This is a genomic window from Pectobacterium nicotianae (assembly GCF_023272715.1).
Taxonomy (GTDB): Bacteria; Pseudomonadota; Gammaproteobacteria; order Enterobacterales; family Enterobacteriaceae; genus Pectobacterium; species Pectobacterium brasiliense.
In genome coordinates, this window is the sequence record NZ_CP096821.1 from 2,946,888 (window position 1) to 2,961,611 (window position 14,724).

The window sequence follows — 14,724 nt, forward strand, 5'->3', positions numbered from 1 at the left end:
TTTTTGTGACATAAAAATCATTGAGTGTCATAATCACGCTATCTGATTTCTTATCTCCACCTCCAAGGATTTACCATGACTGACTACGCACGCTATATCGACCACACACTGTTGGCAGCCAATGCCACCGAACAGCAAATCGTCACCCTGTGCGATGAAGCGATCGCTCACCGTTTTTATGCCGTCTGTGTTAACTCAGGTTACGTTCCCCTCGTGGCCGAAAAGCTGAAAGGCACAGAAGTACAGGTATGCTCTGTTATCGGTTTCCCTCTTGGTGCAGGCCTGACATCAAGCAAAGCTTTTGAAGCGAAAGCGGCGATTGATGCCGGTGCGCAAGAAATCGATATGGTGATTAACGTCGGCTGGCTGAAAAGCGGGAATGTTGCCGCCGTCAAAGCGGATATTCAGGCCGTGCGTGAGGTTTGCGCCGCTATACCGTTGAAGGTAATATTGGAAACCTGTCTGCTTGATGACGAACAGATTGTCCTGGTGTGTGAAATGTGTCGTCAGTTGGATGTCGCGTTCGTCAAAACGTCTACCGGTTTCAGCACCGGCGGCGCACGCGAAGAACACGTTCGACTGATGCGTAGCACCGTCGGCAGCGACATGGGTGTCAAAGCATCCGGCGCGGTTCGCGATCGCCAAACGGCGCAGCGTATGATTGAAGCAGGCGCCACACGTATCGGCACCAGTTCAGGCGTCGCTATCGTTTCGGGTGAAACGGCCGCAGCAGGAAACTACTAACAACAAAAAATAGCTTACTAGCAGGGAATTTTATGGAAACGCGGCGCGACGAACGAATCGGCAGACTGGCTCAGGCATTAAAGAAAACCGATAAACTCCATCTTAAAGACGCCGCACAGCTACTCGGCGTCTCCGAGATGACCGTGCGCCGCGATCTGAATGCCGATTCCACCAGCGTCATGCTGCTCGGCGGCTACGTGGTTAGCGACCTGAAGAATAACGGTGTCACGAACTATTTTGTCTCCGACCAGCAGACCAAACACGTAAGAGAGAAGCAGGCTATCGGTACTGCGGCTGCTTATCTGGTGGAAGCAAACGATACCGTTTTTTTCGACTGTGGCACCACGATTCCTTTCATCATTGATGCCATTCCTGATGAGTTGTCCTTTACCGCGATTTGCTATTCCCTGAACACCTTTTTAGCACTACAGGAAAAAAAGGCGTGCAGAGTGATTTTGTGCGGCGGGGAATACCATCCAGATAACGCGATTTTTACCCCGCTCAATCAGCGAAGCGAGCTGGACAACGTCTGTCCGAACAAAGCCTTTATCTCTGCGGCGGGTATCGAACTGACTGCGGGTGCCACCTGCTTTAACTTTGCCGAACTGGGCATGAAGCAACGCGCGATGGCAACCGCACAGCGAATCATTCTAGTGGCGGACAGCAGCAAGTTCGGTCAGATTAAACGCGCCTGCATTGGCCCAATGACGCTGTTTGATACCGTCATTTCCGACAGCGCCCCGAGCGACGCCTACTTACGTTATTTTTCCAACAACGGCATTCAGTTAATCCACCCCGGAAATTAACTGAATAGTCCACCGAACCACTGTTGTACCTTCATCACCACCGTATCCCAGAGACGGCTAAAGAAACCGGCCTCGGGGATATCATCCATCGCGACCAGTTCGCGCTGTCCGATGCTTTTACCATCCAGTTGGAAGTCGATAGTGCCGACAACCTGATTTTTGGTCAGTGGTGCGGCAAGCTGCGGCTGATTTAGCGTAAAGCTGGCCTTCAGGTTTTTCATTTGCCCTTTCGGGATGGTCAGCGCAGCATCCTGTGCGACGCCGAGTCGTGCCTCTTTCTCAGTACCAAACCAAACCCGCTGCGTAGTAAAAGGCGCATCCGTCTTGATTGGCGTTACCGTTTCGAAAAAGCGGAAGCCCCAGGTGAGCAGTTTTTCACTTTCACGGAAGCGAATGGCATCCGTTTGCGCCCCCAGCACCACGGAAATCAGACGCATATTGCCTTCGGTGGCCGAGGCCACCAGATTGTGTCCTGCCCCGCTAGTATGGCCGGTTTTCACACCGTCCACATTCAGGTTAGTGCTCCACAGCAGACGGTTACGGTTAGGCTGGCGAATGTTATTGAAGGTGAACTCTTTTTCCTTGTGCAACGCATATTCTTCCGGCACATCGCGAATAAGCGCCTGCCCTAACAGCGCCATATCACGTGCGGTGCTGTACTGCCCCGGTGCATCGAGACCGTGCACGGTCCGAAAATTCGTATTCGTCAGGTTAAGTGCCTTCGCATAATTGTTCATCAGGCTAACGAACGCATCCTGACTACCCGCGACGTAATCCGCCAACGCGATGCTGGCATCATTGCCGGACTGAATGACAATGCCTTTATTTAACTCAGAAACAGGGATACGGTCGCCCGGCTTAAGGAACATCAGCGACGAGCCCCGCAGCGCCGGATTGCCGGTTGCCCATGCATCTTTTCCGACTGTCACTTCATCCGTCGGACGAATTTTACCGGACTTGATCGCCTGCCCAATCACATAGCTCGCCATAATTTTTGTCAGGCTGGCAGGATCAAGACGCTCATCAGCATTGCTTTCCGCCAGCACTTTACCGCTGTGGTGATCGATCAGGATATAGGCTTTAGCATCAATCTGCGGCACCGCTGGCAACTGTTCCGCATAGGTGAATGGCACTAGACCAACAAGCAATACCGTACCTACAGAGAAAGACGTGAGTCTGGTCAGGAAAGGAGTTGTTTTCATGAGTTCGCCGCGATATCCATCAGTCGTTAAAAATTCTTAATTTTCAATATGTTTTGAAAACTTTAGTAACATACAAAGGTAACGCGTCATCTCTGGGATGAAAACCGTTCCTTCTGTAAAGATAGTCAAAGAAATGAAAGCTTCTAAAAAAACGCAGATAAAAAAAGGACTTAGGGGAAATTAAGGAATGTCTGAAAATGCAGACGGCAGGACTACCAGAAAAATAGCGGATAGCACGAGGGACATAACAGCGTAGCTTCCCTCGTGCCAGTGATGGACATTCCCTTAGCGGCGTTCGCGCTTATCTGCACGTTTTGACAGCCAGTCACCCAGCGTCTGTACCACCTGTACCAGAATAACCAGCGCAATAACGGTAATCACCATTACCTCGGTTTCATAGCGGTAATAGCCGAAACGGATCGCCAAATCCCCCACCCCGCCACCGCCGACAATGCCTGCCATCGCCGAATAGCCAATGAGGCTCACTAGCGTGATCGTCAGGCCACGCAATAGTCCCGCTTTCGCCTCTGGCAGCAGCACCGTGCCGATAATACGCATCGGGCTGGCTCCAAATGCTTCGGCCGCTTCTACGATACCGGGGTCGATTTCACGCAGCGCGCTATCCACCAAACGCGCATAAAACGCGATCGCGGCGACCGACATCGGCACCGCCGCCGCTACAGGCCCAATCGTATTGCCTAAGAGACACTGCGTCAGCGGTAGCAGTAAGACCAGCAGAATCACGAAAGGAATAGAACGGATGATATTCACCAGTACCGTGCCAAACAGATAAACAGCGCGGTTTTGCCAGAACAGGTTCCTGTCGGTGACGTAAATCAGCAACCCCAACGGTAAACCACCAATCACGGCAAGCAACGTGGAGATCCCCACCATCTGGAACGTTTCGCCAAACGCCGCGACCAGATCGATCCATAAATCAGCCATGCAGCACCTCCACGTTCGCCGTTCTTACCTGAATATGTGCCACGGCTTCGGTCACTTTTTCGGGGTCGGATGGATGAGCCAGTAGCGCGACGAGGATACCTAGCGCACGATTACCAATGTATTCGATCTTGCCGTGCAGAATGTTAACGGACACGCCAAAGCGCATCGCCACGTCCGACAGCACGGGTTGCTCCGCCGATTCGCCAACGAACAGAATCTTCAGTAGTGTGCCCTGCAAATCCACCAGCAAGCGAGGCGGCAATGCAAGATCGAGCGTGTGGGATACCAGTTGACGCGTAAATGCGTGCTGTGGCGTCGCAAAGATATCGAAAACATCACCCTCTTCTACAACCTGCCCGCCCGTCATTACCGCCACGCGATCGCACACGGCCTTAATCACGCTCATCTCATGGGAAATCAGCACGATGGTAATGCCCAGTGTCTCGTTAATCTCTTTCAGCAGCGCCAGAATAGCGGCTGAAGTTTCCAGGTCGAGCGCCGACGTTGGCTCATCGCACAGTAATACTTCAGGATCGTTGGCAATGGCTCTGGCGATACCTACACGCTGTTTCTGTCCGCCGCTGAGCTGCGCCGGATAAGACGACGCTTTATCCGTAAGCCCTACCACGTTCAGGATTTTCGGTACACGTGTCGCGATATCCGCACTGGATTTCCCAGCGGCTTTCAGGCTGAACGCCACGTTTTCCGCCACGGTACGCGTCTGCATCAGATTGAAATGCTGAAAGATCATGCCAATTTTCTGGCGCTGTTCCCGCAGCGGCTGCCCCGCTAATTCGCTGATGAGCACGCCATTGACGAGCACGCGACCCGCAGTCGGTCGCTGCAAGAGATTAATGGTCCGCAGCAGCGTGCTTTTCCCCGCGCCGCTGGTGCCGACAATCCCGTAGACCTCGCCCCGTTGGATGTGCAACGACACGTTGTCTACCGCGCGGTTTTCTGGTTGCTTCCCTTGTGAGAAGTCAACGCTTACCCCTTCTAGCTGAATCATTATCCGCAAACTCCTGGCCTGAGCGGAAAAGAAGAAAGCCGGTCATAGACCGGCCAAAAGATATTCTGTGTAGCCTAAAACTTACTGTGCGGGCGCTGGCGTTTTCGCCTGCATCCACTCTGGTTTCTGGAACTGGCTATACATCAACGCCGGATCGTTGATCACCGCAGCATATGCCGGTGATTCCACAATCGCTTTGGTATCTTTAACAAATGGCTTATCGAGATCGTCGGTACGCACGGCAATAATATTTTTCAGGTTTTCATCCAGCGTTTCCAGCTTGATAGCCGATGACAGTTTCATACCGGACGCCAGCGCAAAATTACCGTTCACCAGCGATGCCGTCACGCTATCCAGCGTACGGGGTAACTGCGCTGCTTCCATCGGTTTGAAGACCAAGCCGCGCGGGTTTTCAAGAATATCTTTCTCAGATGCTTTGGTCGGATCGATATCAGCTTTGATCGTAACCAACCCTATCGATTGCAGGAAACGCAGACCGCGCGCCAGATTGGTTGCATCGTTAGAGAGCGTGACCACGTCTCCTTTTTTCAGCTCATCCAGCGATTTGATTTTCTTCGAGTAGAAGCCCATGCTGGCTGTCGGTACGGTAATCAGCGGAGAGATTTTTAACCCTTTATCGGCGGCGAATTTTTCCAGATACAGCGTATGCTGGAAGAGGTTGGCATCAATGCTGCCGTTGGCCAGCGCCAGATTGGGCTGAACGTAATCGCTGAATTCACGCACGACGACCTTGTAGCCTTTTTTCACCAGCTCAGGTTTGATGGCCAGATTCACCATGTCACCATACGGCCCGGGTGCTACGCCAAACGTGATCGTCTGTGGATCGCTGCTGGCCAGCGCCAGTTGCATACCCGCGGCAAGCAGTGTGATGCCCAGCACGGCACGAACAGAATGCGTCAATGTCATTGTGTAACTTTCCTGTCTGAATGTAACTTGCTGTCATTATTAAGAATGACGAGTTAAATCATAAAGACTAAAAAGGCATATCATTATTTCTCATCGACTGTCGCGGATAACCGAGGCAGGCTTCACGAAAAAAGGAGGCAACAATGATAACGATTTGGGGTCGTGATAACTCGACCAACGTAAAGAAAGTCCTGTGGTGTGCGGAAGAACTTGCGCTGCCTTATCAGCATATTGTGGCAGGCGGACAATTTGGTCTTAACCATGAAGCCGACTATCTGGCGATGAATCCTAATGGCCTCATCCCCTGTTTACGTGACGACGATCTGGTGCTGTGGGAATCCAATACCATCGTACGTTATCTGGCGGCACAGTATGGTCAGGATTCGCTGTATCTTGCCGATCCGGGCAAGCGCGCCAGTGCCGAAAAATGGATGGACTGGGCAACCTCTCTCGCCTTCTCCTTCGGGCCGGTGTTCGTTAATATCGTGCGTACGCCACCGGAAAAACGCGATACCGCATTGGTACAGAAAGGCATCGCTGAATGTGAACGTTTGTTTGATATTGTGGATACCGTTCTGGCCAATCAGCCGTGGCTATCCGGCGCTCAATTCGGCGTTGGTGATATTCCGCTAGGCTGTATTGCTTACGGCTGGCTGAATATGCCGATTGAACAACAGTCGCATCCTCATCTGGAACGCTGGTATCAGCAACTCACCGAACGCCCGGCGTATCAGAAGCACGTCATGATTCCACTGTCTTAAGTGAAACAGGCACCGTAAGGTGCCTGATTTATTACTCCAGCCCGACTTTCAGCAATTTGCCATTGTCGTGATCGGTCAGCAGATAGAGATAGCCGTCTGGCCCCAGTCTTACGTCGCGGATGCGTTCACCGCGGTCGCCCAGCAAGCGTTCTTGGGACGCGACTTTGTCGCCATCAAGCGTCAGCCGAATCAGGTTCTTCTCTGCCAGCGCGCCGATAAAGACTGAGTTTTTCCACTGCGGGAAACGGTCGCTGTTATAGAAGGCCATTCCGCTGATGCCCGGTGATTTCTCCCAATAAAAATCGGGATTCACCATACCGGCGATCTCTTTTCCTTTCGCTTCTGGAATCTTCAGCCCGGAATAGTTAATGCCATGCGTTGCAATTGGCCAGCCATAATTTTCGCCCGCTTTGGGAATGTTAATTTCATCGCCACCTTTCGGGCCATGTTCATTTTCCCACAGCACGCCAGACCACGGATTAATCGCCAATCCCTGCGGGTTGCGATGTCCATAAGACCAGATTTCCGGCCGTGCGTTAGGCGTATTCACAAACGGGTTATCGGACGGTACTTTCCCCTCCGCGGTCAGACGAACAATTTTGCCCTGTAATTTGTCCAGATCTTGTGCAGTCGGGCGTTCGTTGTTTTCGCCCAGTGCGATAAACAGATGCCCCTGTCGATCAAAGGCCAGCTTGCCGCCGAAGTGGTTACCCGTCGACAGCTTCGGTTCCTGACGGAAGAAGACCGTGAAATTCTCTAACCGCTTATTATCCTCGGAGAGTTTACCGTAGCCGACAGCGGTTCCCGCTTTCCCCCCGCTCCCTTCTTCGGCAAAGCTCAGGTAGATGCGTCGATTCTGCGCAAAGTCCGGCGATAGCGCGACTTCCAGCAATCCGCCCTGTGATTTAGCAAAGACCTTCGGTACACCGGCTATCGGCGCAGACAGCGCGCTGCCCGCGTTCCATAAGCGTAAATTTCCGGCGCGTTCCGTAATCAGAATTCCCTGCTCTTCCGGCAAAAACGCTAATGACCACGGATGATCCAGCTTATCCTGCAATTCCGTCACTTTCGGTTCCGCCGCCAAGAGCTGGCTGGAAAACAGCAGCGTTGCGCTAAGCAGCAGCCAATGTGGGGCAGCAGAAAATCGTCGTAACAGGGGATGTGAAGCAGAATTGCGAGGCATCAGGCGATAGGGCATAGCGTTGTCTCCATCCAACAAAAGTCCTGTAAATTTAGGCGGCAGGCCGTGTTTGTGCAAAAAAACGCGGCAAGGTTTACATTTATTGAAGAAATCGCTCATTAGAAGCGTCATCTTCACAGCGATAAAATGCTGAGTTTTACACCACTGACTATAAGGATAATCAACTATGGTGTAGAATCCTCCGGTTTTTATTTTCTGTTTATTTTGTGAGCGAATAATATGCAACAACCACGTATCGGCTTTGTTTCCCTCGGTTGCCCGAAAAACCTCGTCGACTCCGAGAGGATTCTGACCGAACTGCGTACTGAAGGTTATCAGGTCGTCCCACGTTATGACGACGCTGAGCTGGTGATCGTCAATACCTGTGGTTTTATTGACAGCGCCGTACAAGAGTCGCTGGAAGCCATCGGCGAAGCGCTGAATGAGAACGGTAAAGTCATCGTAACGGGCTGTTTGGGTGCCAAAGAAAATCAAATACGCGAAGTGCATCCAAAAGTTCTGGAAATTACCGGTCCGCACAGCTACGAGCAGGTGCTGTCGCACGTGCATCAATACGTCCCGAAACCGACACATAACCCGTTTACCAGTTTAGTTCCCGAGCAGGGAGTCAAGCTCACGCCGCGCCATTATGCCTATCTGAAAATTTCAGAAGGCTGTAACCACCGCTGTACGTTCTGCATCATCCCTTCTATGCGTGGCGATTTGGACAGCCGTCCAATCGGCTCGGTGTTGGATGAAGCAAAACGTCTGGTTGATGCCGGGGTAAAAGAGCTGCTGGTAATTTCTCAGGATACCTCAGCGTACGGCGCAGATGTGAAGCAACGTACCGGTTTTTGGAACGGACAACCGGTCAAAACCAGCATGGTCAGCCTGTGTGAGCAACTGGCATCGCTCGGCGTGTGGGTGCGCCTGCACTATGTCTACCCGTATCCGCACGTAGACGATGTGATCCCGTTAATGGCAGAAGGCAAAATCCTGCCTTATCTGGACATTCCGCTCCAACACGCCAGCCCGAAAATTCTCAAGCTGATGAAACGCCCTGGCGCAGTAGAAAGAACGCTGGAGCGCATTAAGCGCTGGCGCGAAATCTGCCCGGACTTAACGCTGCGTTCTACCTTTATTGTCGGCTTCCCCGGCGAAACGGAAGAAGATTTCCAGATGCTGCTCGACTTCCTGACAGAAGCCAAGCTTGACCGCGTGGGCTGCTTTAAATTCAGCCCGGTCGAAGGTGCTGCGGCAAATGAATTGCCAGATCAGGTGCCGGAAGAGATCAAAGAAGAGCGTTTCCATCGCTTCATGCAGCTTCAACAGGCGATTTCTACCCAGCGTTTGCAGGATAAAATTGGCCGTGAAGTGCTGGTGCTGATCGATGAAATCGACGAAGAAGGCGCGATTGGTCGCAGCATGGCCGATGCCCCTGAGATTGACGGCGCGGTTTACCTGAACGGCGAAACCGGCGTAAAAGTCGGTGACATCGTTAAAGTGAAAGTCGAACACGCAGACGAGTACGATCTGTGGGGTAGCCGAGTTTAACACGCCTGTCACGCCAGCTTTTCTGCCCGAAAGGCTGGCGTTTTATTTTTACACCATCTCGTCCCGAACGCTGAAAATTCAATCAATAAACCGCCCGTTCCTCGCCTTCGTCTTGCGTCCCCCTGTCAGGTAAAGTAGCCTTGGGGCATGATTAGTCTACTCGCCTTACCTGAGGCATAAGCATGTGGAAACGCCTGACATTCGGTTTGTTAGCCCTCATTGGCGTGCTGCTGCTCTCTGCTTTTGCCCTCGATCGTTGGATCAGCTGGAAAACCGCGCCCTTTATTTACGATGAGCTTCAGACCTTGCCGAAACGTCAGGTCGGCGTCGTATTAGGTACCGCGAAATACTACCGTACCGGCGTAATCAATCAGTATTACCTGTTCCGCATGCAAGGGACGATTAACGCTTACAACAGCGGTAAAGTCAGCTATCTGCTATTAAGCGGTGATAACGCGCTACAAAGTTACAATGAACCGATGACGATGCGTCGCGATTTGATCGCCGCAGGCGTTCCACCTTCGGATATCGTGCTGGATTATGCGGGGTTCCGTACGCTGGATTCCATCGTCAGAACACGTAAGGTGTTTGATACCAACGATTTCACCATCATCACCCAGCGTTTCCACTGTGAGCGTGCGCTATTCATCGCGCTGCACCTGGGCATTCAGGCACAGTGTTACGCAGTGCCCTCCCCAAAAAACATGATGACCGTGCGAGTTCGTGAATTTGGCGCTCGTTTGGGCGCGCTGTTCGACCTGTATATCCTGAAACGCGAACCGCGCTTTTTAGGGCCGCAGGTGCCGATTCCCGCTGAACATACCATCCCAGAGGATGCCCCAGATTATCCTGCCGTCCTGCCGGAACAGGTACTTCCTGCGCCAGCACATCAGGTTAAACCGGAGCAACCGGCAAAAACTGAGTCCGAGTCCGAACCTCACCACGAGCAGGTCGCACCGTAGCGTCTTTCTCTACGCCGTTTTGCCTATCGCATTAGTGAGCGTACGCCATAACCATTCGAGCGGTCCTTGACGAAAATAGCGCAGCCAGTAGTGAGAGAAAACCAGATTGACGATCCAAATAGCGGGAACCAGTGCCAGCAGTTGCAGACGGCTGAACGCCATAAACAGGCCAAGCTGATTAAACAACGCGACGCAAATCAGCGTTTGCAGCAAATAGTTGGTTAACGCCATGCGCCCGACATCTGTAATCCAGTAGGTGATGCGCGATTGACACAGCGTGGTCCAGAAGCCATAGCACAGCGCCAGATACCCTATCGCCTGCAAAGGTGAACTCAGTTCGCGCGGAACCTGCAGTAACAGCCCGCTCCAGCGATATTCCCAGTCCACCAGCCACTGCCCCACTACGCCAACGCTGTTAATCGCCACACCTAGCGGAATCAACCACAGCGCAACCTTACGATAGTGTGCCGTACTGAACTCACCTTTCAGCCAGCCACTGCGCATCAAGCCTGCCCCCAGCAGCATCGATCCCGCCAGCAGCCAGCCGTACTGCACGCCCAGCGACAATAGGCTTTCCGTTAGCAGGTCGACACGATTCCCCCACGCTTCCGGCCCACCTAACGCCCGCCAGTAGGCTTCATAGGCGATATCCGCCATGCCCGGCAGCCAAAATCGTCCCGGTTGCAGGCTCAGAATCTGGCTCAACACAAACAGTACGCCGATGCCCACCAGATACAAAACCGTCCCTGTCCGTATTAACAACCGGCTGCTTTCCGCATGACGAATCATGCCGTAACACACGAGTCCAATCAGCGCATAGTCGAGTAAAATGTCGCCATCCCACAGGAAAATGGCATGAATCAGCCCGATGATCATCAACCAGAACAGGCGTGCATGTACCCAGCGCTTCCCCCGCGACAGCAGCAGCTGTAATCCTGCGCCAAAAAGAAGAGAAAACAGCGTCAGAAATTTCGCCTGCGCAAGCAAATCCATCGCCGCCCAGGTTAAGACATCAGACAGCGTGGGTTCCCCTTGCCAGGCGGGATTCAGGTAGGCTGCATGCGGTAAACCAAACGCCGTAATATTCAGCAGTAAAATGCCTAAAATGGCGACGCCGCGCGCAAAATCCAACGTGGCTATCCGTGAAGGTGGCCGCGAAAGTGGCGAATGAGGTGACGGTATAGAGTGAGAAGGCATACAAATTACATTTTCAAATCATCGAAGTAGCGATTGTATGCAGATACAGAGAAAAAGCGAAGATGCTTACTGATTTGACGATGACCGATTTGACGATGACAAAGCGTATTTTCTTCATCATCGTCAATAAGAAGGCTTAATTGTGGTGACGTACCGCGCGCAAGAATTCCTGACGCGTATTTTGGCTGGATTTAAACAGGCCACCGAGCGAGGTTGTGGTCGTGGCACTGGTCGCATCACGAATGCCGCGCGCCTTCACGCAGTAGTGCACCGCATCAATCGAGACCGCAACGTTGTTGGTTCCCAACAGCGTTTGTAGCGCAACCAGAATCTGCTGCGTTAAGCGTTCCTGCACCTGAGGGCGCTGAGAGAAAAACTGAACGATACGGTTGAGCTTCGACAAGCCGATGACGCCATCTTTCGGAATATACGCCACCGTCGCTTTCCCATCGATCGTCACGAAATGGTGTTCGCAGGTGCTGGTCAGCGTGATGTCTCGTACGGTGACCATTTCATCGACCTTCATTTTGTTTTCAATGATGGTGATTTTGGGGAAGTTGGCGTAGTCCAAACCGGAGAATATTTCATCAACGTACATTTTGGCGATACGCGTCGGTGTTTCAGCCAGGCTGTCATCGCTCAGATCGAGGCTCAGCAAATTCATAATTTCCGTCATATGCTCGGCAATACGTTGCTTACGCGTATCCCGATCCAACAACGCGCCGCGCAGCGGCGTTTCCAGACCGCGTGCCAGCAACGCTTCGTGCACCATAACGGCTTCTTTACTTAGTGATGACATTATTATTCTCCTGCAGGTGTAACTATGCCTATCGCACTATCACGGCCTTGGTCAGGCCCTAGCGCCGTCAACACTCTAGTTGAGAGAGTCACGATTATCCAGTGATTGTATGTCATGATTGTTGAAATAGATTCAGGTTATCAAGCGTGGCGGATGTACTTGTGTGCCGTAACAAGGTCGAATTGTATGCACAGAAAAACGCCTATTCAGGCGTAACTATCCAGTGATAAACAAAAAAGCACTGGGAAACTATCCCAGTGCTTTTAACGACAAATCACCTGATTTTTGCGGCTGTCAGCGCCCTGACGCCGCGTGTTGTGGGGTTATCAGAAGGTTTCCCAGTTATCGTTAGCATTACCTTTCTTACCACCAGCGGCGGCTAATAACATCGGTTTCTGCACTGCTGGCGCTTCCGCCAAACGCTGCTGAGAACGACGCGGGGCATCTGCGGCCGACAGCTGGAATACCGATACTGCTTCAGTTAACTGACGGGCCTGATCTTCCAGCGATGCCGCGGCAGCGGCAGATTCCTGTACCAGTGCGGAGTTCTGCTGCGTGACGCCATCCATCTCGGTAACAGCCTGACCAATCTGGGTAATCCCACGACTCTGTTCATCCGATGCTGAGGCGATTTCACCCATCAGATCGTTCACTCGGGTAATGGCGGAAATGATGGAATCCATCGCTTCGCCAGTTTGGGTGACCTGATTTGACCCCATGTTGACGCGTTCAACCGACTCGGTGATCAGGCTTTCAATTTCTTTCGCTGCCTGCGCACTGCGCTGCGCCAGATTACGGACTTCGCCCGCGACGACCGCAAAACCACGGCCTTGTTCACCCGCCCTGGCGGCTTCTACCGCTGCGTTCAACGCCAGAATATTGGTCTGGAAGGCAATGCCGTTAATGACGCTGGTGATGTCGGCAATTTTCTTCGAACTGGTCGTAATACTTGCCATCGTCGCCATCACATCGGCCGTGACGTCGCCACCTTTCTTCGCCGCAACAGAAGCGTCCTGCGCCAGCTTGGTCGCCTGATGAACGTTGTCGGCATTCTGTTTCACCGTCGCACTCAGCTCTTCCATACTGGCAGCGGTCTGCTCCAGTGCGGCGGCCTGCTGCTCGGTACGTGCGGACAGATCGTTGTTACCGCTTTTGATTTCGCTCGAGCCCTGATGAATCGATGCAGAACTGTCACGGATGATGGAAACGGTATTAACCAGACTGCCCTGCATCTCTTTCAGGTAAGGAATCAGCTGTCCGGCACAGTTGCGGCCAAACTCTTCAAGCGGGTGACCAAGCTGTCCGGCTGACAGTACCTGGAAATAGCCTTTGATCATATTCAACGGCTTGACCAGATAGTGAACCAGATAGCGATCCGTCAACAGCAGGATGAGCAGCCCAAGCACCGCCGCGCCCAGCAGAATACGATTACTCCAGTCGACCAGGCCGTAGACCTCGCGCATTGACGCCTCTGACGACGAAATAATCGCGGTCTGGTATTTATCCATATTCGCGCCAAACGCGACACTCAACGGCGGGTAGGTTTTACGGAAAAGCTGACGGAACTCCTCTTGACGATTCTCACGCGCGGCGTTCAGCATCGGCGTCAACCCGTTATCCAATATCTGGGTCCACGCAGCGATCATATTGTCTGCCGTTTCTTTATCGACGCCGACATGCCCAGCGGCTTTAAACGCAGCCAGCTGATCTGACGTGTTTTTAAACGCGGTGGTTGCTGACGTAAATACTTTTTCTGCTTCCGCAGTTTCACCTGTTTGCTGGAAATCCATAGAACGCAACAAGCGAGTAACCGTACGAAAATACTGGTCATTGCCTTTCACCAGCATCTCTACGTTTTTACGCTGAGTTTCGCCGGACTCCAATAGTTTGGTCATGCTGCTTAATGAGGTGGTGGTAAAGAAAGACGCGCCCCCCCATACAACCAGAAACAGACCCAGTATTGTTAAAAGCATTGCCCTGATGGTGATATTTTTTAAAAAATTCACAGAAGACTCCTATAAATTATCTGGCGATTTTCCTCTGCGCTTTCTGCAAGATAGCCGCACATTTTTAATTGGAAATACGCCGGGTGTTACGTCATTTAATGAAGAGCAGAGGCTCTCATTAGTTAGAGTTATTTTCCTTTAATGACAAAAAGACACACTTCCTTACAATAACGATAATGTATTCCTACCATACATTAACTTTATCGGCACTTTAGGCGGGCACTTTACGCCTTCCCATCAACAAATGCGATAAAAATGAAGAATTGCGATAGCTTCTGGCTATTGCTCCAATACAACAATTTATCTTCACATTTAACTGTTTATTTTAATTATCTATTTATTTTCACGCTTCCACTATTGCGTCAGGATAAAATACAGTTTTATTTTTCTGTGATTATTCTTATTTTTTCATTCTGCCCTATTCATTAGAAAATATGCCCCTATTCGGGGTAATAGTTGATTGTGGTGCTATTAATTCCGGCCGCGATCATTTTATCGCGTTCTTCTCTTTCTAAGCCCAAATATTAATCCTGATGATAATTACGCACGTCATTTTCATCATTCAGAGCACATCTCATCGCGCTGGGTTTACGTTACGTTCACATCAGTGTGGCGTAAGCCAGTTGCGAAAT

General features: G+C 51.7%; 13 protein-coding genes. 5 read left to right on the plus strand and 8 right to left on the minus strand.

Features of this window, described 5'->3' with window-relative positions; translation table 11 throughout:
* Positions 1-75: 75 nt before the first annotated feature.
* A complete protein-coding gene (gene deoC / locus MYB54_RS13180) occupies positions 76-744 on the plus strand; it encodes a deoxyribose-phosphate aldolase (protein ID WP_039287051.1) in 669 nt (222 codons plus the stop codon).
* A 32-nt stretch (positions 745-776) separates the two neighbouring features.
* Complete coding sequence (gene deoR / locus MYB54_RS13185; protein ID WP_039468912.1) at positions 777-1,550, plus strand: DNA-binding transcriptional repressor DeoR; 774 nt, start codon at positions 777-779, stop codon at positions 1,548-1,550.
* Here the strand turns inward: deoR and MYB54_RS13190 are convergent.
* The 4 genes from MYB54_RS13190 to MYB54_RS13205 form a co-directional block, all read right to left on the minus strand.
* Positions 1,547-2,752, minus strand: coding sequence for a serine hydrolase (locus tag MYB54_RS13190; protein ID WP_039468910.1), 1,206 nt, complete (start codon positions 2,750-2,752; stop codon positions 1,547-1,549). The two genes, deoR and MYB54_RS13190, sit on opposite strands and share 4 nt — an antisense overlap.
* Before the next feature lie 285 nt (positions 2,753-3,037).
* Complete coding sequence (locus MYB54_RS13195) at positions 3,038-3,697, minus strand: methionine ABC transporter permease (RefSeq protein ID WP_014915042.1); 660 nt, start codon at positions 3,695-3,697, stop codon at positions 3,038-3,040.
* A complete protein-coding gene (locus MYB54_RS13200; RefSeq protein ID WP_248720863.1) occupies positions 3,690-4,706 on the minus strand; it encodes a methionine ABC transporter ATP-binding protein in 1,017 nt (338 codons plus the stop codon). The genes MYB54_RS13195 and MYB54_RS13200 overlap by 8 nt, the downstream gene beginning before the upstream one ends.
* Before the next feature lie 81 nt (positions 4,707-4,787).
* Complete coding sequence (locus MYB54_RS13205; protein WP_010307328.1) at positions 4,788-5,633, minus strand: MetQ/NlpA family ABC transporter substrate-binding protein; 846 nt, start codon at positions 5,631-5,633, stop codon at positions 4,788-4,790.
* 143 nt (positions 5,634-5,776) lie between these two features.
* Between MYB54_RS13205 and MYB54_RS13210 the strand changes: the two genes are divergently transcribed.
* Positions 5,777-6,394: a glutathione S-transferase family protein gene (locus tag MYB54_RS13210; protein WP_180789523.1), complete on the plus strand. Its 618-nt coding sequence runs from the start codon at positions 5,777-5,779 to the stop codon at positions 6,392-6,394.
* Positions 6,395-6,425: 31 nt separating this feature from the next.
* Here MYB54_RS13210 and MYB54_RS13215 read toward each other — a convergent pair whose 3' ends face one another.
* Complete coding sequence (locus MYB54_RS13215; protein WP_248720864.1) at positions 6,426-7,592, minus strand: PQQ-dependent sugar dehydrogenase; 1,167 nt, start codon at positions 7,590-7,592, stop codon at positions 6,426-6,428.
* A gap of 222 nt (positions 7,593-7,814) precedes the next feature.
* Between MYB54_RS13215 and rimO the strand changes: the two genes are divergently transcribed.
* Entirely contained in the window at positions 7,815-9,128 is a 1,314-nt protein-coding gene (gene rimO, locus MYB54_RS13220) for a 30S ribosomal protein S12 methylthiotransferase RimO (RefSeq protein WP_039527480.1), read from the plus strand.
* A gap of 182 nt (positions 9,129-9,310) precedes the next feature.
* Positions 9,311-10,090, plus strand: a complete 780-nt coding sequence (sanA, locus tag MYB54_RS13225) for an outer membrane permeability protein SanA (RefSeq protein ID WP_248720865.1) — start codon at positions 9,311-9,313, stop codon at positions 10,088-10,090.
* A 9-nt stretch (positions 10,091-10,099) separates the two neighbouring features.
* On the opposite strand, the gene yeiB is transcribed toward sanA, so the two are convergent.
* The 3 genes from yeiB to MYB54_RS13240 all read right to left on the minus strand — a co-directional run bounded on the left by yeiB (position 10,100) and on the right by MYB54_RS13240 (position 14,092).
* A complete protein-coding gene (gene yeiB / locus MYB54_RS13230) occupies positions 10,100-11,287 on the minus strand; it encodes a DUF418 domain-containing protein YeiB (RefSeq protein ID WP_248720866.1) in 1,188 nt (395 codons plus the stop codon).
* A gap of 136 nt (positions 11,288-11,423) precedes the next feature.
* A complete protein-coding gene (folE, locus tag MYB54_RS13235; RefSeq protein ID WP_005967317.1) occupies positions 11,424-12,086 on the minus strand; it encodes a GTP cyclohydrolase I FolE in 663 nt (220 codons plus the stop codon).
* A 326-nt stretch (positions 12,087-12,412) separates the two neighbouring features.
* The gene (locus tag MYB54_RS13240; protein WP_248720867.1) at positions 12,413-14,092 is read right to left on the minus strand and encodes a methyl-accepting chemotaxis protein; all 1,680 of its coding nucleotides are present in this window, start codon (positions 14,090-14,092) and stop codon (positions 12,413-12,415) included.
* Between the last annotated feature and the right edge of the window lie 632 nt (positions 14,093-14,724).